Source organism: Phocaeicola faecicola (assembly GCF_013618865.1).
Taxonomy (GTDB): domain Bacteria; phylum Bacteroidota; class Bacteroidia; order Bacteroidales; family Bacteroidaceae; genus Phocaeicola; species Phocaeicola faecicola.
The window spans coordinates 17,402-36,343 of sequence record NZ_JABSOE010000048.1 but is presented as its reverse complement, the minus strand read 5'-3'; the positions used below and the strand labels follow the sequence as shown (position 1 = coordinate 36,343).

Annotated in this window: 13 protein-coding genes and 1 tRNA gene; 8 read left to right on the top strand and 6 right to left on the bottom strand. The window is 45.0% G+C overall.

Features of this window, described 5'->3' with window-relative positions; genetic code table 11:
- The first annotated feature begins 441 nt into the window (after positions 1-441).
- The 3 genes from H3001_RS13200 (at position 442) to H3001_RS13190 (ending at position 3,701) form a co-directional block, all read left to right on the top strand.
- Positions 442-1,248, top strand: a complete 807-nt coding sequence (locus tag H3001_RS13200) for a CPBP family intramembrane glutamic endopeptidase (RefSeq protein WP_181215183.1) — start codon at positions 442-444, stop codon at positions 1,246-1,248.
- A 50-nt stretch (positions 1,249-1,298) separates the two neighbouring features.
- On the top strand, positions 1,299-1,541 hold the full coding sequence (locus H3001_RS13195) for a hypothetical protein (protein WP_178244946.1): 243 nt from the start codon (positions 1,299-1,301) through the stop codon (positions 1,539-1,541).
- Positions 1,542-1,775: 234 nt separating this feature from the next.
- Positions 1,776-3,701, top strand: coding sequence for a DEAD/DEAH box helicase (locus H3001_RS13190; protein WP_178244944.1), 1,926 nt, complete (start codon positions 1,776-1,778; stop codon positions 3,699-3,701).
- 114 nt (positions 3,702-3,815) lie between these two features.
- Here H3001_RS13190 and eno read toward each other — a convergent pair whose 3' ends face one another.
- Both eno and rbr read right to left on the bottom strand, forming a co-directional pair.
- On the bottom strand, positions 3,816-5,096 hold the full coding sequence (gene eno / locus H3001_RS13185) for a phosphopyruvate hydratase (RefSeq protein ID WP_181215182.1): 1,281 nt from the start codon (positions 5,094-5,096) through the stop codon (positions 3,816-3,818).
- 199 nt (positions 5,097-5,295) lie between these two features.
- Positions 5,296-5,874, bottom strand: a complete 579-nt coding sequence (rbr, locus tag H3001_RS13180; RefSeq protein ID WP_178244940.1) for a rubrerythrin — start codon at positions 5,872-5,874, stop codon at positions 5,296-5,298.
- Between the two features lie 218 nt (positions 5,875-6,092).
- On the opposite strand from rbr, the gene H3001_RS13175 reads away from it, so the two are divergent.
- The gene (locus H3001_RS13175) at positions 6,093-7,793 is read left to right on the top strand and encodes a SulP family inorganic anion transporter (protein WP_178244938.1); all 1,701 of its coding nucleotides are present in this window, start codon (positions 6,093-6,095) and stop codon (positions 7,791-7,793) included.
- 250 nt (positions 7,794-8,043) lie between these two features.
- Here H3001_RS13175 and H3001_RS13170 read toward each other — a convergent pair whose 3' ends face one another.
- Together H3001_RS13170 and H3001_RS13165 are read right to left on the bottom strand one after the other, a co-directional pair.
- On the bottom strand, positions 8,044-8,823 hold the full coding sequence (locus H3001_RS13170) for a radical SAM protein (protein WP_181215181.1): 780 nt from the start codon (positions 8,821-8,823) through the stop codon (positions 8,044-8,046).
- 155 nt (positions 8,824-8,978) lie between these two features.
- Entirely contained in the window at positions 8,979-10,988 is a 2,010-nt protein-coding gene (locus tag H3001_RS13165; RefSeq protein WP_317170776.1) for a helix-hairpin-helix domain-containing protein, read from the bottom strand.
- Positions 10,989-11,109: 121 nt separating this feature from the next.
- On the opposite strand from H3001_RS13165, the gene H3001_RS13160 reads away from it, so the two are divergent.
- On the top strand, positions 11,110-11,706 hold the full coding sequence (locus H3001_RS13160; RefSeq protein ID WP_181215179.1) for a DUF4294 domain-containing protein: 597 nt from the start codon (positions 11,110-11,112) through the stop codon (positions 11,704-11,706).
- A 151-nt stretch (positions 11,707-11,857) separates the two neighbouring features.
- On the opposite strand, the gene H3001_RS13155 is transcribed toward H3001_RS13160, so the two are convergent.
- Positions 11,858-12,409, bottom strand: coding sequence for an RNA methyltransferase (locus H3001_RS13155; protein WP_181215178.1), 552 nt, complete (start codon positions 12,407-12,409; stop codon positions 11,858-11,860).
- A 456-nt stretch (positions 12,410-12,865) separates the two neighbouring features.
- On the opposite strand from H3001_RS13155, the gene nadA reads away from it, so the two are divergent.
- Both nadA and H3001_RS13145 read left to right on the top strand, forming a co-directional pair.
- A complete protein-coding gene (gene nadA, locus H3001_RS13150) occupies positions 12,866-13,858 on the top strand; it encodes a quinolinate synthase NadA (protein WP_181215177.1) in 993 nt (330 codons plus the stop codon).
- A gap of 346 nt (positions 13,859-14,204) precedes the next feature.
- A complete protein-coding gene (locus H3001_RS13145; protein WP_246368589.1) occupies positions 14,205-14,804 on the top strand; it encodes a DUF4840 domain-containing protein in 600 nt (199 codons plus the stop codon).
- A gap of 644 nt (positions 14,805-15,448) precedes the next feature.
- Here H3001_RS13145 and H3001_RS13140 read toward each other — a convergent pair.
- Positions 15,449-15,519: transfer RNA gene (locus H3001_RS13140), tRNA-Gln, on the bottom strand.
- A gap of 140 nt (positions 15,520-15,659) precedes the next feature.
- On the opposite strand from H3001_RS13140, the gene H3001_RS13135 reads away from it, so the two are divergent.
- A complete protein-coding gene (locus tag H3001_RS13135; protein WP_181215175.1) occupies positions 15,660-18,932 on the top strand; it encodes a S41 family peptidase in 3,273 nt (1,090 codons plus the stop codon).
- Positions 18,933-18,942: the final 10 nt, after the last annotated feature.

The window sequence follows — 18,942 nt, the reverse complement described above, 5'->3', positions numbered from 1 at the left end:
ACCATATTGTCAAGAGGGCTTCGCACCAAACAATTACTCGTAAAGCACGCCTCTTTAGGCTACTGTTGACGGAACAACAGGTTCAGACATCATGCTGAACAATTACTTGTACGACTTCTTGTCGCACGCCGATTACAAAGATAAAAATTATATTGAAATTTTAAGACTCCCCGAAGGGCTTTTGCACGGATCCCGCCGGCCCTGGCGGATGAAATGCGCCGCAGTCAGTACAGAATTTCTTCCATACATTGGCGGCAAAAAACGAAAAACCCGGTTTTTATTTCAATATCTACGGGTAAAGTGCTATCTTCGTATGATACGAAACAGATGCTGACGGTATCTCCTTGCTACCGCGGCCGCGGGTACGGCTGTTTACGCTCAGCCGCCTGGATGTTTTCGTACGAACCATTGCATATTGAACCAGACAAAGAACCGACGATTATGGGAAGAACCATCAAACTACTGCTTTATTATTTTGCCTACCAGCTGGCATTCAACGGGGTGTTTATCTGCAGCTATATGATTTACAACCACACCACCGAAGTGCCGGGTATTTCGGACGGCCCTTATTTCAACCTGCTTTTATGGGCTTCGGTCCTGGCAACCGTGGCCATCGGCATTCATTTGCTGGCTGGCAAATATACATCGGTACACCCGGTGCGGTGGAACACTCTCCAGACGATAAAAATCGGACTTTCCTCCATCGTCCTTGTCACAGGCATGGGACTATGGACCAACTACCTGAACGAACTGGCCGACCTGCCTAATAATTTCCAGGAGATGTTCGACAAGATGATGCACCACCCGCTGGGCATCGTCTCCATCGTCATCCTGGCTCCCCTCGTAGAGGAACTTCTGTTCCGGGGAAGCATCCAGGGGCATCTGCTGCGGAAATGGAAAAATCCGGTATGGGCCATCCTCTTTTCTTCCCTCATTTTCGGTGCCGTACACGGCAATCCGGTGCAGATTCCGTTTGCCTTCGTACTGGGTACTGCCCTGGGATGGATGTATTACCGCACCGGCAGTCTGCTGCCAAGCATCCTGATGCACTTTGTCAACAACGGTACGGCGGTGTGTACCTTCCTCATTGCCGAAGATCCGCAGGCTACCCTGATTTCGACTTACGGAACAGGAGGGGCGGCCGGTATCGCGGTACTGGGAGTCGTCCTGACCGTCGTCAGCATCGGATACATTGTCCGGCAGATTCCGCAGACCCCCGTGTGGAAAGAGCCGGCTCCCATGCCGTAAGCCTACAAGCCAGCAACCTTATCACCCAAACCTTCTAATACCTGCCAATTATGAAACACTGGAGCAACTACGGACGCCCGATGGCCTTTCTTTACCTGACCATCAGTTTTATTTCCATGCTTATCATAATGGAAATCATCTGTTTTCTGACTTTCTTCCCGCTCATTGAAAGTCACGGATGGCGCACCACTGCCAGCATCATCTGGCTCTATCTGGGTACCTTTGTCTTCTACAAAGTCACCCGGAAATACACCAAATGGTGGAAAAGGCTGGAAAATAAAAAGGAAGAGTAATCGCTGCGGCGACAACACCTTGCATTTCCGCCCTCCTCTACTTTATGAAAAAGTTTCACGGCCTTGATATTCGAGTTGCAAGACTGTGAAACTCAAGTTTCCTGACAGTGCAACTGAAGTTTCACAAGCATGAAACGCTGAAACTCATGACACTGCCACAAATACCTGCACTCTTATAGCAGATAATCCATTAAATGTCCGTATCTTTGCAGCCGAATTAGATATTTGAAATAAATGAAGACATTTGAAGAACTCGGCGTTTCTGCAGAAATACGCCAGGCGATTGAAGAAATGGGGTATGAATACCCGATGCCTGTACAAGAAGAAGTGATACCGTATTTGCTGGGAAACCGCAACGATGTAGTGGCTCTGGCGCAAACCGGAACCGGAAAAACAGCCGCATTTGGTCTGCCGCTGATTCAGAAAATTGATGTAAAGAACTGTGTGCCTCAGGCACTTATTCTGTGTCCGACCCGTGAACTCTGCCTGCAGATTGCAGGTGACCTGACGGATTACTCCAAGTATATTACCAACCTTAAAATACTTCCTGTATATGGCGGCTCATCCATTGACAGCCAGATACGCAGTCTGAAAAAAGGAGTACACATTATTGTGGCTACTCCGGGACGACTGATTGACCTGATGGAGCGCAAAGTGGCTCGTCTGGAAACCATTCAGGACGTGGTAATGGACGAAGCGGATGAAATGCTGAACATGGGTTTCACCGAGAGTATCAACGCCATTCTGGAACAGGTTCCGGAAGACCGCAACACCCTGATGTTCTCGGCTACCATGAGTCCGGAAATCTCACGCATTGCACAGACTTACCTGCACAATGCCAAGGAAATTACCATCGGTACCAAGAATGAAGGAAGCAAGAACGTACACCATATTGCCTATATCGTGCATGCCAAGGACAAGTACCTGGCACTGAAGCGCGTAGTGGATTTTTATCCGCAGATTTACGGTATCATTTTCTGCCGTACCCGAAAGGAAACACAGGAAATCGCCGACAAGCTGATTCAGGACGGATACAATGCCGACTCACTGCACGGAGAACTGAGCCAGGCGCAGCGCGATCTGGTCATGCAGAAATTCCGCCAGCGCCATCTGCAACTGCTGGTAGCTACGGATGTGGCTGCACGCGGACTTGACGTAAACGACCTGACGCACGTCATCAACTATGCACTGCCCGACGATACGGAAAGTTATACTCACCGGAGCGGACGTACGGGACGTGCCGGAAAGACGGGTATTTCGATTGCCATCATGAACCTGCGCGAAAAGAGCAAAATGAAGGAAATCGAACGCATCATCAAAAAGAAGTTTGAAATAGGCATCCTCCCCAGCGGACAGGCCATCTGTGAACAGCAGTTGATTAAAGTCATCGATGACATCGAAAAGGTGAAGGTGGACGAAGAGGAAATCGAGGCTTTCCTTCCGAACATCTACCGCAAACTGGAATGGCTGAGCAAAGAGGACCTGATCAAGAGAGTGGTATCAATGGAGTTCAACCGCTTCCTGAACTACTACAAGAATGCACCTGAGATTGAACAGCCTAAGTCGAACGATAAGAAGGGAGAAGCCAAGGAACGGAAAGACCGGGGAACCGACCGTGAGAAAACGGCCCGGAAGGCAGAGAAGGGTTATACCCGTCTGTTCCTCAATCTGGGAAAAACGGACGGTTTCTATGCCAACCAGATCATCGAACTGGTGAACCGCAACCTGAAAAAAGAGCATATCCAGATTGGCCGGATCGACCTGATGCAGAATTTCTCTTTCTTCGAAATCATTGAAAGTCAGGCACCGATGGTAATCAAGGCCTTGAACAAGGTGGTACTGAACGGTGGCAGAAAAGTGATTGTGGAAGTGGCAGGAGAAAACAACGGCAAGAGCGACAAGAGCGGAAAGAAGCGCAGCCGGAAAGAAAATGCCGCAGAAGGTAAAAATACCTCCAAGGAAAAGAAAGAGAAGAAAGAAGCAGCCGGAAAGAAGGAAAAACCCAGTCGGGAAGAACGCGGATATACAGCCGCACGCGGCCCGAAACGGAAAGACGACTGGAAGCAGTTCTTCCAGCACGATGACGACAAGGATTTCCGTCGCATGGAACCGGATTTCATGGAGGAAGGCTGGGCGAAGCGTAAAAAACGCAAGAAATAATGACCTGTAATAACAATAACCGTATCGGCTGATACAAAATAATCGGGTAATTCCGGCACAAAGCTGGAATTACCCGATATTTTTGTTAACCCAATTTTTTTATATCATGCTTATTCAGCGAATGCGTTTGTAGCCATAGACTGCCAAATCTCCCAATTCTTCCTCAATGCGGAGCAACTGGTTATATTTGGCCATACGGTCGGAACGGCTCAGTGAACCGGTCTTGATCTGACCGCTATTGGTAGCTACGGCAATGTCTGCAATCGTAGCATCTTCCGTCTCACCCGAACGGTGTGAAGTCACCGTAGTATATCCGTGACGGTGAGCCATTTCGATGGCATCCAGTGTCTCGCTCAGCGAACCGATCTGGTTGACCTTGATCAGAATCGAGTTGGCGCAACCGGTAGCGATACCCTTCGACAGGAAGTCGACGTTTGTTACAAAGAGGTCGTCTCCCACCAGCTGGCAACGGTCGCCGATACGTTCCGTCAACTGCTTCCAGCCTTCCCAGTCGTTTTCACTCATACCGTCCTCGATAGAGTCGATCGGATATTTCGCAATCAGTTCTTCCAGATAAGCCACCTGTTCGGCAGAAGTACGTTTCTTTCCGTGCTCTCCTTCGAAGATGGTATAATCGTATACTCCGTCTTTATAGAACTCAGAAGAAGCACAGTCCATGCCAATCATCACATCCTTACCCGGTTCATAACCAGCTGCCTTAATGGCTGCCAGTATCGATTCCAGGGCATCCTCCGTACCGTTCAGTGCCGGAGCAAAGCCTCCCTCATCTCCTACCGCAGTACTCAATCCACGGTCGTGAAGCACCTTCTTCAAGGCGTGGAACACTTCCACTCCCATGCGCAGTCCCTCACGGAAAGAAGAAGCACCGACCGGACGGATCATAAATTCCTGAAAGGCAATCGGGGCATCGCTGTGTGATCCTCCATTGATGATGTTCATCATCGGAACCGGCATTACAAACGTGTTGGCACCTCCGATGTAACGGTAAAGCGGAATGTTCAGGTAATTGGCAGCCGCTCTGGCAACCGCCAGTGACACACCCAGAATCGCATTGGCACCCAGGTTCGACTTGGTTTTGGTTCCGTCGAGTTCCAGCATCTTGTGGTCGATGGCACGCTGTTCAAGTACCGACCACCCTTCCAGTGCCGGTGCAATCACCTTGTTCACGTTATCCACCGCTTTCAACACCCCTTTTCCACCGTAACGCTTCGGATCCTTATCCCGCAGTTCCAGTGCCTCATTTTCTCCGGTAGAAGCTCCGGAAGGTACCGAGGCACGACCCATTACGCCCGACTCCAGTCTGACTTCCACTTCCACGGTAGGATTTCCACGTGAATCCAATATTTCCCGACCTATAATAGCTTTAATTTTCATTGTACTAACTGTTTAAATTGATGATTTGTTTTTTCCTTACAAAGTTGCCAAGTTCTGAAACACAATGCAATACCTTAAAATAGGTATTTTCATCCCCTTTCAGATGAGAAAAAAGGCAAGGAAACTTTTCAATCCCTGTGCGACCGACAAAGCTTCCCTGCCATATTATCTACTTCTCAGAACAGTTTGGAATACTACATTAATAGTTGTTCTTCTTTACTTCAAAATAAGCCTGTGGATGCAAGCAAGCCGGACAGATTTCAGGAGCTGCAGTACCTACATACAAGTAACCGCAGTTACGGCACTGCCATACAGTTTCCACATCCTTCATAAATACCTTTCCTTCTTCGATGTTCTTTGCCAAAGCCAGGTATCTTTCTTCGTGACCCTTTTCTGCTACGGCAATTTCGCGGTACATCTTAGCGATAGCCGGGAAACCTTCTTCGTCGGCAATGTCAGCAAACTTCGGATAATCCAAAGACCACTCTTCGTTTTCACCGGCAGCCGCAGCCTTCAGGTTTTCGAAAGTAGTACCGATTACACCAGCCGGGTAGCTTGCAGTAATTTCTACCATACCGCCTTCCAGCCATTTGAACATACGTTTTGCATGTTCTTTTTCCTGGTCAGCTGTTTCTGTAAAGATTGCTGAAATCTGTTCAAAACCTTCTTTCTTTGCTACACTTGCAAAGTAAGTATATCTCATTCTGGCCTGTGATTCACCTGCAAATGAAATCGCCAAATTCTTCTCAGTTCTTGTTCCTTTAATGCTTTTTTCCATAATCGTAGTTATTTAGTTGGTTAATAATTCTTCGTTTTTAATTTGATATTGCAAAGGTAGTATTTTTTTTCAAATTTGTAATGATTACAATTTACTTTTAGGATATATTAATATTTTAAATTCCCTTTATATAAATATAACCTTATAATATAAAGAATGTTCGAATTATTATATACTTTTGCACTTCTTTTTGTAATTTATAACATTTACAACATAATATGAAAGCATTTGAATTCAAACCGAAATTATTCGACACGCTGAAACATTACAGCAAGGCCGATTTCATGACCGACCTGATGGCAGGTATCATTGTAGGTATTGTGGCACTTCCTTTAGCCATTGCCTTCGGTATCGCCTCCGGAGTAAGTCCTGAAAAAGGTATTATCACAGCCATTATCGCCGGATTTATCATTTCGTTCCTGGGGGGCAGCAAGGTACAGATCGGAGGACCGACCGGAGCCTTTATCGTCATTATTTATGGTATCATTCAGGAATACGGCCTCGAAGGACTGATGATTGCCACCATGATGGCAGGGGTACTGCTCATCTTACTGGGCGTTTTCAAACTGGGTACCGTCATCAAGTTTATTCCCTACCCGATTATCGTGGGATTTACGAGCGGTATCGCCGTAACCATCTTTACCACTCAGATTGCCGACATTTTCGGTCTGCAGTTTGGCGATGAAAAGATTCCGGGAGACTTTATCGGCAAATGGATCTTGTACTTCCATCATTTCGATACGGTAAACTGGTGGAACGTGATAGTGAGCGTTGTCAGTGTATTTATCATTGCCATTACTCCTAAATTCTCGAAGAAGGTTCCCGGTTCACTGGTAGCCATCATCCTGGTGACGGTAGGTGTGTATTTCCTGAAAATGTACGGGGGCATCACTTGCATTGACACAATCGGTGACCGCTTCAGCATCCAGGCCCAGTTGCCGGAAGCAGCCGTACCTCAACTCGACTGGGAGGCTGTGAAAAACCTGTTCCCGGTAGCCATTACCATTGCCGTACTGGGCGCCATCGAATCGCTGCTGTCTGCAGCCGTAGCCGACGGTGTCATCGGCGACCGCCACGACTCCAATACGGAACTGATTGCACAGGGTATCGCCAATCTGGCCACTCCGCTGTTCGGAGGTATTCCGGCTACCGGAGCCATTGCCCGTACGATGACAAACATCAACAACGGAGGACGTTCTCCGATTGCAGGTATCGTACATGCAGTGGTCCTGCTGTTGATTTTGCTGTTCTTGATGCCGCTGGCACAGTATATCCCTATGGCCTGTCTGGCAGGTGTACTGGTCATTGTATCGTATAACATGAGTGGATGGAGGGTGTTCAAAGGTCTGTTGAAAAACCCGAAATCAGACGTAACGGTACTGCTGATTACTTTCTTCCTGACAGTGATTTTCGACTTGACTGTTGCCATCGAAGTGGGACTGGTCATCGCGTGCGTACTCTTCATGAAACGTGTGATGGAAACGACTGAAATCTCTGTCATCACCGACGAGATAGACCCTAACAAGGAATCGGATCTGGAAGTACACGAAGAACATCTGATCATTCCGCAGGGAGTGGAAGTATATGAAATCAACGGTCCTTATTTCTTCGGTATCGCTACCAAATTCGAAGAAATCATGGCCCGCCTGGGCGACCGTCCGCAAATCCGTATCATCCGTATGAGAAAGGTGCCTTTCATCGACTCAACCGGTATTCACAACCTTACTACCTTGTGTAAGATGTCGCAAAAAGAGAATATCAACATCATTCTCTCCGGAGTAAACGAAAAAGTACATGCCGTACTTGAGAAGTCAGGTTTCTACGAATTGCTGGGAAAAGAAAACATCTGCAGCAACATCAATGAGGCCCTGGAAGTGGCAAGACGTGAAATAGAACAGACAAATATACTGAAAAAGTAATATTTCCATCCAAAAGAAAAGCGTTTCCCTGTCTTCATGTACAAATGAACAGGGAAACGCTTTTTGTTAAAGCAAATTTCAAGTCTTCTGTTTTTATTAAAACATGTTATAAAACACCTGTTTTTTCTTGTTTTATTTGCAGAATACTCAGAAGTCCGTATCTTTGCACTGTGTTTTTCATAGTATTAGATTTAAGGTTAACAAAGGTTGGAGTACAGCGGTACTCCTTTTTTTATGCCCTTATGTCTCGTCAATACGATGCAGTAGCCGAAATGCCTTCCTTTTTCAACAAATCCACAATGCGGTCGAGCTCTTCATGAGTGGCTTTTTTCAGCGACTGGTCGGGAGTTTCCCTGTCAATGGTATAAATCATCACCTGCCGGGGAGCAATCTCTTTCACTACCTTTATCCAGGGCAACACAAAACGGTCGGAAGTATTGTCTACCTCCTCTCCTTCATCGGTATATCCCTTCATGAACATGGTCTGAATGATCAGCTGTCCCTGAAACGCTTTCATCCGCTCAATAATTGCCTGTAAATCATACTGTCCGTTCGGACGGTCTACCCGCCGGATGTATTCCATATCCACGGTATCCAGTTTCAGGATGTTATTATCCACCCTTTTCAACGCCTCGAACACTTCGGGCCGGTGAATAAAAGTTGAATTACTCAATACACTCACCTTCGCATCCGGGAAATAACGGTCGCGCAGAGCCAGGGTATCCGATATGATTCCACCGAAATCAGGATGAGCCGTCGGTTCCCCATTACCGGCAAAGGTCAATACATCAGGAGCCACCCCTTCCTCCTTCATGCGCTGCAGACGGGCCTCCAGTGCCTCACGCACGGCCTCACGGGTGGGCAGTTTCTGAGTCGGACGATGATCTTTATTGTATCCGCATTCACAGTAGATGCAGTCGAATGAACAGAATTTTCCGTCACCGGGAAGTAAGTTGATTCCCAATGATATCCCCAGACGACGGCTGTGAATGGGGCCAAAAATAGGAGAAGGATAAATAACTGTAGCCATAGTTTTCAATCTTCAATCACGTGTTTAAATTACATACATAGCGAACAAGGAGAGCAATAACCTGATCGAACGGGCCGTTGCTCAAGCCATATCCTATATTCACATACAATGCAAATATAGCGAAAAACCCATCCAACGTATACGATTCTCCGCTACTACCATTTCAGTTTTAACAGAAATTGAAGGTCGGCCTTGTCATTCCCCTGAATAGCTTCCAGTCCCGTACCGATCCGGTTCCTGTCCCTGTAATGCGTCCATCCCCATTTACCTTGAAACACCAGACATTTCTTATAAGCATAACGCAGGTTCAAGGCAAGCCGGTATCCTCTGCCGGAGAAAGAAGGCATCGAAAAGACATAGAGGAGACCCGGTTCATACATATAGACCCGTGCATCAAAACTGCTTGTGGAAAAATAGGCCCCACTCCCATCCAGCTGCCACTGTTTTCCTTGCCATCTTACTCCACCGTTAATCAGCCACCCGTCGGCCGGACGATTGCCTCCATACGAGGTATGCACATACTCTCCCTTCGATTTCAACAGCCAGTGTGAATGAAGTGCATAATGGGTTTGAAACTGGATGCGGTGGCGGATATGAGGCATCACATACTTTTCCTGAGACGGTAAAAGCAGATTCTTAGGCTTGTTTTTACACGTATACTTTATTAACATCATCAGTGAATTGTCCGGTGAATAACTTATCCGGCATCCTCCCTCCATTCCCGAGGTATGATCTTTATCCACCTGAAATTTACGATAGAAAAAATGAAAGAAATCCATGTATCCCAATAGTCGGATATTCTTAATCACACTGGTTTCCAATCCAATATACGAACCAATCTCGTTTTGAAGCTGACTGTGCTCTCCAAAAGCATTTCCGTAGATGGACTGATATTTCTTATCATAAAACCGGTTAATAAACAGCCAGGAAGTATGAACAGACGGTGAATAAGTCAGTTGACCGAGGGTAGCAACCCTCCCCTTCTTGTCGACAGCGGTTTCTCCGGAAAACGCAAAGCGTCCGAAGAAATATTTGTAATAAATACCTGCATTGTAAAAGCGGTCTCCCCGCGGATAATAGCGGTTATAAGGACGGAAAGAAGGATTTAACACCTTATTGAAAACATTATAAACAACTGTTATTCCAGTTTTCAACCGGGGAGTATTAAAATATAAATTACTTGAAATCATATTATTAGTTACTGAATTACGCTTTTCTTCCTCTTTTTTCAAACGATGAAATCCATCGGTTTTCAACGAGGTTATAAACGAGTTTTCCACACTTGCATCGAGGCGGTTGAACGCATACATGACCGACCATTCCCACCTTTCTCCTAACCGAAGCGTGGTCGCCATTCCCCTAAAATAACCGTACTCCGACAGGGAGGAATATCTGGAAATTCCCCTACCCAAACGACTCATAGCCAAAGGACTATCAAGTTTACCCATAGTGAAATTCCCCTGGTTCATCACCAGTCCGTAACCGAAACAGGCCCGATAATCTCCTAATGCAAGCGCTTTGATCCGACCGATATCCTGCAGAAACAGAAAAGCAGAATAGAAATCATATCCTTTCCGGTTGTGTTTGGAGAAAAAAGGTTCTCCGGCATCTTTTTCCGCAGTCACTCCGACGAACCCTTTTTTCTGATATTCCATCCGATACCGGAAATTATGATAAAGCGGACTGCCCTCGTATTTTTTATTGGGATGATCAGCCAGGTATTCCGCTGAATAAGAAGCATAACCCGCCTTCCGGTTCAAAGGGATATCCACCCTTGTCAACAGTTCCTGTTTATTATATTTCAAAAAGTGTTTAAAAGAGAAACGATAATCAGATTTTCCGGACGGACCGATATAAATAAAGTCGCGCAAGAATCGGTTGGTCTGCCAGTCCATTCCCTCCACTCCCCATAATTCGTTCAGACTGAGCAACGGACCGTACTTGTATACGTAATACAGGATGTGTTCAATCAGGGAATCGGAAAGAAAAGGCAGCTGCTCCAGCTCTTCTTTGGTAATGGTGTTGATATTGAAAGGATGGGCTGCCAGTTCACTCAAGCGTTCGTATTCTTCTTCCTGAAACGCCGGACCGCCTTCGTCGGCATTGCCTTCGCTCCATTCCAGCCACGAAGACTGAGCAGATACAGATACAAAACTATAACTCACTGTAACACAAATAAAAGCAAACTTTATCAACCACATATCCAACAGTTATTAACAGCCTATATACGTTAAATTTTGGTATAAGAGGACAGGGAATTTATTATTATCATTATTTTTGCGTGCGATGAGACACGGTATATACATAGTGCTATTCTGGCTGGTCACCTTATCGGTACAGGCGCAGCATACATCTCCCCCATCCACAAACGGCTATATGGTTCCTGTTTGTGTGTATCAAGGAGATACTATACCTAGTATAACGCTGAAAAACATATATATATACCCCAAATTGCGTTTTAAAAACAAGCGCCAGGAAAAATATTACTACAAGCTGGTCAGAGACGTGAAGAAGACATTGCCTCTGGCAAAGGAAATCAAACAGATCGTCATCGAGACGTATGAGTTTCTGGAGACATTACCCGATGAGAAATCCAAAAACCGGCATATCAAACTGGTGGAAAAAGGATTGAAGGAACAGTATACGCCTAAAATGAAGAAACTGACGTTTTCACAAGGCAAACTATTGATAAAACTGGTCAACCGCGAGTGCAACCAGTCGTCTTATCAACTGGTAAAGGCTTTTATGGGACCTTTTAAGGCAGGCTTCTATCAGACGTTTGCCGCAGTATTCGGTGCCAGTCTCAAGAAAGAATACCAACCGGAGGATGAAGATAAAATGGTGGAAAGAATTATCATACTGGTCGAAAACGGACAGTTATAATCCGATTTATCAATTGCAATTATATGGTTACCAATAAATTAACAACATATCAATAAGTTATCAACAAGTATTTTCCACTAATAAAAACAGTCGGCTGAAGCACGTCACCACGCAACTTCAGCCGACTGAATGTACCAGATTATTTTTCTGTTTAATTCTTTTTCAACCGAATCAGTTTATTGGCAAATTCCCACAACATGATGCCTGCCGTTACCGATACATTCAAAGAGTGCTTGGTACCGTACTGAGGTATTTCAATGCATCCGTCGCACATGTTTACGACTTCCTGCTGTACGCCTTTTACCTCATTTCCCAAGACGATGGCATACTTCTTATCCTTCTCCAGGGTCAGTTCATCCAACAGGGTACTGCCCTCGCACTGTTCAATTGACAGCACAGTATATCCTTGATTCTTAAGGTCTTCTACAGCCTCCTGAGTCTTTTTAAAATATTTCCAGTCGACAGAATATTCCGCTCCAAGCGCCGTTTTATGCATCTCCGGATGCGGAGGGGTAGCCGTAATGCCGCACAGATAAATGGCATTTACCAAAAACGCATCTGAGGTACGGAACACCGCACCGATATTGTGCAGACTGCGCACTTCATCCAATACCACTACCAATGGAAGTTTTTCAGCTTCTTTGAATTCTTCCACCGTCAGACGATTCATTTCCACTATTTTCAACTTTCTTAATTCCGACATAGCCATCTGCTCCTTTATAAATTCCGTACAAAGATAAAAACTATCTTCATAACCTTGTTGAAAAGCGTTGAAAAGGTGTAAAAAACATACGCATATCAATTTAAAAATATTTCTTGCATTATTGAATGCAATGTATTATAGCAGATTGAGAATCAACAATCCAAAAAAGTTAGCCAAAAGTTTCACGATCAGTTTAAACATATTTTTTCAGCGAAATTAGCTAGTTTATAGTCGGAAAGTTTTTAACTTTGTCATCAATCAACAATTTGTTAATAGATAAATAAAACATAAGAAAATCAGCCAGTAAACATGTTAATGAGAATTTGATATCCGGATACTTTACACTAATAACTTCAAAAGCAAAACCGGACAGCTATTTTTACTAACATTATTAACCGGCTATTATTACTATCATACTTTTCTTTTAAAAAGAAGAAAAAATATATTATTAATAGTATGAATAAAGAAAATTGGTTGAAAAGGGGATATGTAGATGAACCCGTAGCACAAGGTCTGGACCTGAAGGCTGAGATTAGAAAACTTTGTAAGGAAAAACACGCTGTCATCCTGGGGCACTACTACCAGTCGGACGAAATTCAGGAAATAGCGGATTTCATCGGAGACAGTCTGGCGCTTGCACAATGGGCTGCGAAGACAGATGCGGAAATTATCGTGATGTGCGGAGTTCATTTTATGGGAGAAACTGCCAAAATTCTGTGCCCGGACAAAAAAGTGCTGATTCCGGACCTGAATGCGGGATGCTCACTGGCTGACAGTTGCCCGGCCGAAGCCTTCGCTCAATTTGTGAAAGACCATCCGGGATATACGGTCATTTCTTATGTGAATACCAGTGCGGCGGTAAAAGCCGTTACGGATGTAGTGGTGACTTCTACCAATGCCAAGCAGATTGTGGAAAGTTTTCCGGCTGATGAAAAGATTATCTTCGGACCGGACCGTAATCTGGGAAGCTATATAAATTCGATTACAGGGCGTAATATGCTGCTTTGGAACGGTGCCTGCCACGTCCATGAGAAATTCTCTGTAGAAAAAATCATTGAACTGAAAAAGCAATATCCGGAAGCGGCTGTACTGGTGCATCCGGAGTGCAAGGGAACTGTTGCCAAGCTGGCAGACAAAATCGGTTCTACTGCCGGTCTGCTGAAGTTTGCCATGGCAAGCGAACTGAAAGATTTTATCGTAGCTACGGAAAGCGGTATTTTGTATGAGATGAGAAAGAAGTGTCCGGAAAAGAATTTCATTCCGGTACCTCCCGAAGACGGGGCTTCTGCCTGCAACGAATGCAATTACATGCGTATGAATACACTGGAAAAACTGTATCTGACACTGAAACACGAATGGCCGGAAGTAAAGGTCGATGAGGAAGTGGCAAAGAAGGCCATCCGTCCGATTCGCAATATGCTTGAGATTTCTGAAAAACTGGGTCTCTGATATCGGAAATAATCATATTGAAATTACATTGAAACAACAGGGAAGAAGGAGAGGCGGAGTTTCGTTTCTCCTTTTTCCCTGTTGTATTTTTATACATAGGCTGAGTTAATAAAGTATAATTAATGAGTTTTCCTTTGTTTGGGTATGATTTTATATCTTATTGATAATCATGGGACTAAAATCACATTTTAACGGTTTATCCACATAGGTTCACTACTTGTTAACAAGTATGTCCTGCAGTATTCCGCCTTTCCGGAGATTTTATAAATGGAATTCCGAAAGTGAGTCGACTTAAAATAAATCAATTAGTAAAAACTTAATTTTTAAATTTATGAAGCTTTTTGATATGAAAAAGTCAAGGACCTTTTTGACCGTTTTAGTGATGACTTTAGGATTGGCTGCTTGTGATAATAACGATGAAAATTCATCGGTAATTCCACCTGCGCAAATTACGACCGATGTGGTTTTCGGTGATTATGCAGGACAGATGTTCACTTCTTTGGTGGAAAAAGAGGAGGGAACTGCAGGTACCGAGGTTTCAGCTGCAGTGAATAATGATACAATTGCTTTCGACAGTATTCCGGTTAAAGATATTATCCTTTCTGTCGTTAACGACGAGGAAACTGCCAACCAGATTGTAGAGGCAATTGGGGCCGTTGCCTATAAGATAGGGTACACTCCGAGTCTTACGGAGGCCAAAGACAGCGTGCTTCTTGCACTTGATCCGAAACCGTTGGAACTGACTTTCAGTTTGCCGTCGGAAGGAGAGGAGGCACAGCAGTTTGCCGTAAAAGTACAGATCAGTGCTGTGGAAAGCGGCAATGCTTACGAAGTCGAATCTGCCGGTTTGAAGTTTCATTTTGTGGCAGAGGAGGTACTGCTGAATGAACAACCGGTAGCAGAGTTTAAACCGATGTTGTTTGATTTTGAAATGAAACAGCAGTAGACTCTCATCCGCAGAAAGTGAGAAACTGTCATCGGTATTTGCATCTCGGCCGATGCGGTTGAAAACGCTTTTGTGAAAAAGAACTTATGGTATCAATCAACTGTTTACTTCTTATATAAAATTACTTGTCAAAAGATATGAACAGATGGAATGTGGTGACATATTCCATCTGTTTTTTGTTAATACAGATTTATAAATGACGATAACCTCTTAAAACATGTTATAAAACACCTGTTTTTTCTTGTTTTATTTGCAGAATACTCAGAAGTCCGTATCTTTGCACTGTGTTTTTCATAGTATTAGATTTAAGGTTAACAAAGGTTGGAGTACAGCGGTACTCCTTTTTTTATGTCCATACCTCTGGAAAGAGGGTATCTCTCTTTCTTTTTCACTGATATTTTTTGAATTTGAACAGGCTGATCCGCCCAATTCACACTGCCTTGTTTATAATATAATAAGGTGTTCGATACGGTTGAGTCGGGTTCCTGACAAGTACACTTAATAGGATCCGGATACAGGATAGTCATGCTATCGCATCATGACAGGATCAGAGTGGAAATTCGGACAAGGATTTATTCAGATTTAGTATGTATAAGATAAAAAAAGAACGCCCCAAGAGATATTCTTAGGGCGTTTTTTGTCCGTTGGACTACCAGGATTCGAACCTGGACAAACAGAACCAAAACCTGTTGTGCTACCATTACACCATAGTCCAAACTTCTTGGCGCTTTCCTCAGAAAGCGTTGCAAAGATAGAAAAATGTACGGATATACTCCAAATAAATTTATACTTTTTTTCGCTTCTCTCCATAATATGTATCTTTGCAAGATGAAGAAACATAACAGAAAAATATATATGAAGAAACTATTATTGTCTATTGCTTTAGGAGCAGGAGTTTCTGCCTTGCAGGCAGTCACTCCGTTGTGGATGCGCGATGTGCGCATATCTCCTGACGGGCAGGAAATTGTGTTCTGCTACAGGGGGGATATTTATAAGGTGAGTGCCGAAGGAGGCAAGGCCGTGCAGCTGACTACACAGGATTCATATGAATCTAGTCCGGTATGGTCGCCCGACGGTAAACAGATTGCTTTTGCCAGCAACCGTTACGGAACCTCCGACTTGTTTATCATGAATGCAGATGGGGGAGAAGCAAAGCGTCTGACCTGCCGTTCGGTTTCGGAAGTTCCTTCTGCTTTTACACCTGATGGAAAATATGTACTGTTCTCTGCGGCTATTCAGGACCCTGCGGAAAGTGCATTGAATCCGGTAGGAGCACTGACAGAACTGTATCGGGTACCGGTTACCGGGGGACGTACGGAACAGGTACTGGGTACACCTGCCGAAATGGTGAGTTTCTCTAAGAAAGGCGACTTTTTCCTGTATCAGGACCGTAAGGGTTTTGAAGATGAATGGCGCAAGCATCATACTTCTTCCATCACCCGTGATGTATGGAAATACGATGTCGCTACAGGCAAGCATACCAACCTGACACAGCGTGCCGGTGAGGACCGGAATCCGGTACTGACTCCAGACGGAACGCAGGTTTATTTCCTGAGTGAACGCAACAAGGGTTCTTTCAATGTATATCGTTTTGCGCTCAATGCTCCGGAAAAGGTGGAGAAGGTGACTTCTTTCAAGACACATCCGGTGCGTTTCCTTTCTATGGGAGCCGACAACAAACTATGTTATACTTATAATGGAGAAATCTATACGCAAAAGGCAGGTGGAAAACCGGTGAAGGTAGCCATCGATCTGGTACGCGATGATGAGAATATTCCGGCCACTTTCACCTTTACCCGTGGGGCTACGGAGGCCGTTCCTTCTCCGGACGGAAAGCAGGTGGCTTTCGTTGTACGTGGAGAGGTGTTCGTTACTTCTGTAGAGTATGGTACTACCAAGCAGATTACGCATACTCCGCAGGCTGAATCGGGACTTACGTTCGGTGCCGACAACCGTACATTGGTATATGCCAGTGAGAGAGACGGTAATTACGGACTTTACATGGCCAAGATTGTACGTGACGAAGATTTGAACTTCCCGAATGCTACGTTGATTGAAGAAAAACCGTTATTGGCTTCGAAGGACGTAGACCGGGCTTATCCTCAGTTCTCTCCCGACGGTAAAGAAATTGCCTTTATCGAAGGACGGAATAAACTGATGGTGTATAACTGTGAGAGCAAAAAGGTGCGTCAGGTAACCGACGGTTCTACCTGGTATACCATGGCAGGAGGCTTTGATTATTCATGGTCGCCCGACGGTAAATGGTTTACACTGACCTTCATCGGCAACCGTCACGATCCGTATTCTGATATCGGTCTGGTAAGTGCCGACGGTAAAGGGGAAATCATTAACCTGACCAACAGCGGTTATGCCAGCGGTTCTCCTCGTTGGGCCATGGATGGAAATGCCATTCTGTTTACGACTGAGCGTTACGGTATGCGCAACCATGCTTCATGGGGATCACTGGACGATGTGATGATGGTGTTCTTGAATCAGAATGCTTACGATAAGTTCCGCCTGAGCAAGGAAGACTATGAGTTGCAGAAAGAACTGGAGAAGGAACAGGCAAAGGCTGCTGAAAAGGAAAAAGCGAAAGAAGATAAGAAAGACAAGAAAGGAGATAAGAAGAAAGACGATAAAAAGGACGATAAAGACAAGAAGGAAAAACTGATTACCGTCGAACTGGAAGGTATCGAAGACCGTATTGTCCGTCTGACTCCGAATTCATCCAACATTGCTTCGGCCATTGTAACGGAAAATGGGGAGACACTTTATTATCTGTCGGCTTTCGAAGGTGGTTTCGATATGTGGAAGATGGATCTCCGCAAGCACGATACCAAACTGTTGCATAAGATGAATTCCGGATGGGCCGGTATGGAAGCAGATGCTGACGGCAAGAATATCTTTATCCTGGGTGGAGGAAACTTGCAGAAAATGGATGCGGGTTCCGGAGCCTTGAAACCGATTTCGTACAGAGCGGAAGTGAAGATGGATCTGGCTGCCGAACGCGAATATATGCTTCAGCATGTGTACCGTGAAGAAAAAATGCGTTTCTATGAGGTGAACATGCATGGGGTAGACTGGGAAGGCATGGTAGCCAACTATCGCCGTTTCCTGCCGCATATCAACAACAATTATGACTTTGCGGAACTGTTGAGTGAGTTGCTGGGAGAATTGAACGTATCTCATACAGGAGGACGTTATTCGGCTCCGTCACGCGGAGAGGCCACTGCCAATCTGGGTCTGTTGTTCGACTGGAAATACGATGGAGACGGACTGAAGGTAGCTGAAGTAGTTGAAAAAGGTCCTTTCTACCGTAAGAACAGCAAGGTAGAAGCAGGAACCATTATTGAGAAGATTGATGGAGAAACGCTTCGCAAGAACGTGGATTATGTGTCTCTGCTGAATGGAAAGACCGGAAAGAAAGTATTGGTTTCTTTCTATAATCCGCAGACAAAAGCCCGTTGGGAAGAGGTGGTTAAACCGGTCAGCAACGGAGCTTTCAGCGACTTGCTTTACCAGCGTTGGGTAAAACAGCGTGCGGAAGATGTGCGCCGCTGGTCGAACGGCCGTTTGGGATATGTACATATCGAATCTATGGATGACGGAAGTTTCCGTACCGTATATTCAGACATCTTAGGTAAATACAATAACTGTGAAGGTATTGTAATCGATACCCGCTTTAATGGAGGTGGACGTCTGCACGAAGATATCGAGGTATTGTTCAGTGGAGAGAAATACTTTACTCAGGTGGTTCGCGGACGGGAAGCCTGTGATATGCCGAGCCGCCGCTGGAACAAGCCTTCTATCATGGTACAGTGTGAAGCCAACTATTCGAATGCGCACGGTACTCCGTGGGTGTACCGTCACCGTAACTTGGGCAAGCTGGTAGGAGCTCCTGTTCCGGGCACCATGACCAGTGTCAACTGGGTACGCATGCAGGATCCTAGCATGGTATTTGGTATTCCGGTAGTCGGTTATCGTTTGCCGGATGGAAGTTATCTGGAAAATACACAGCTGGAACCGGATATCCTGATTCTGAATTCACCGGAAACTGTGGTGAAAGGAGAAGATACTCAGTTGAAAACCGCTGTGGAAGAATTGTTGAAAGAATTGGATAATAAATAATAATCCGGTT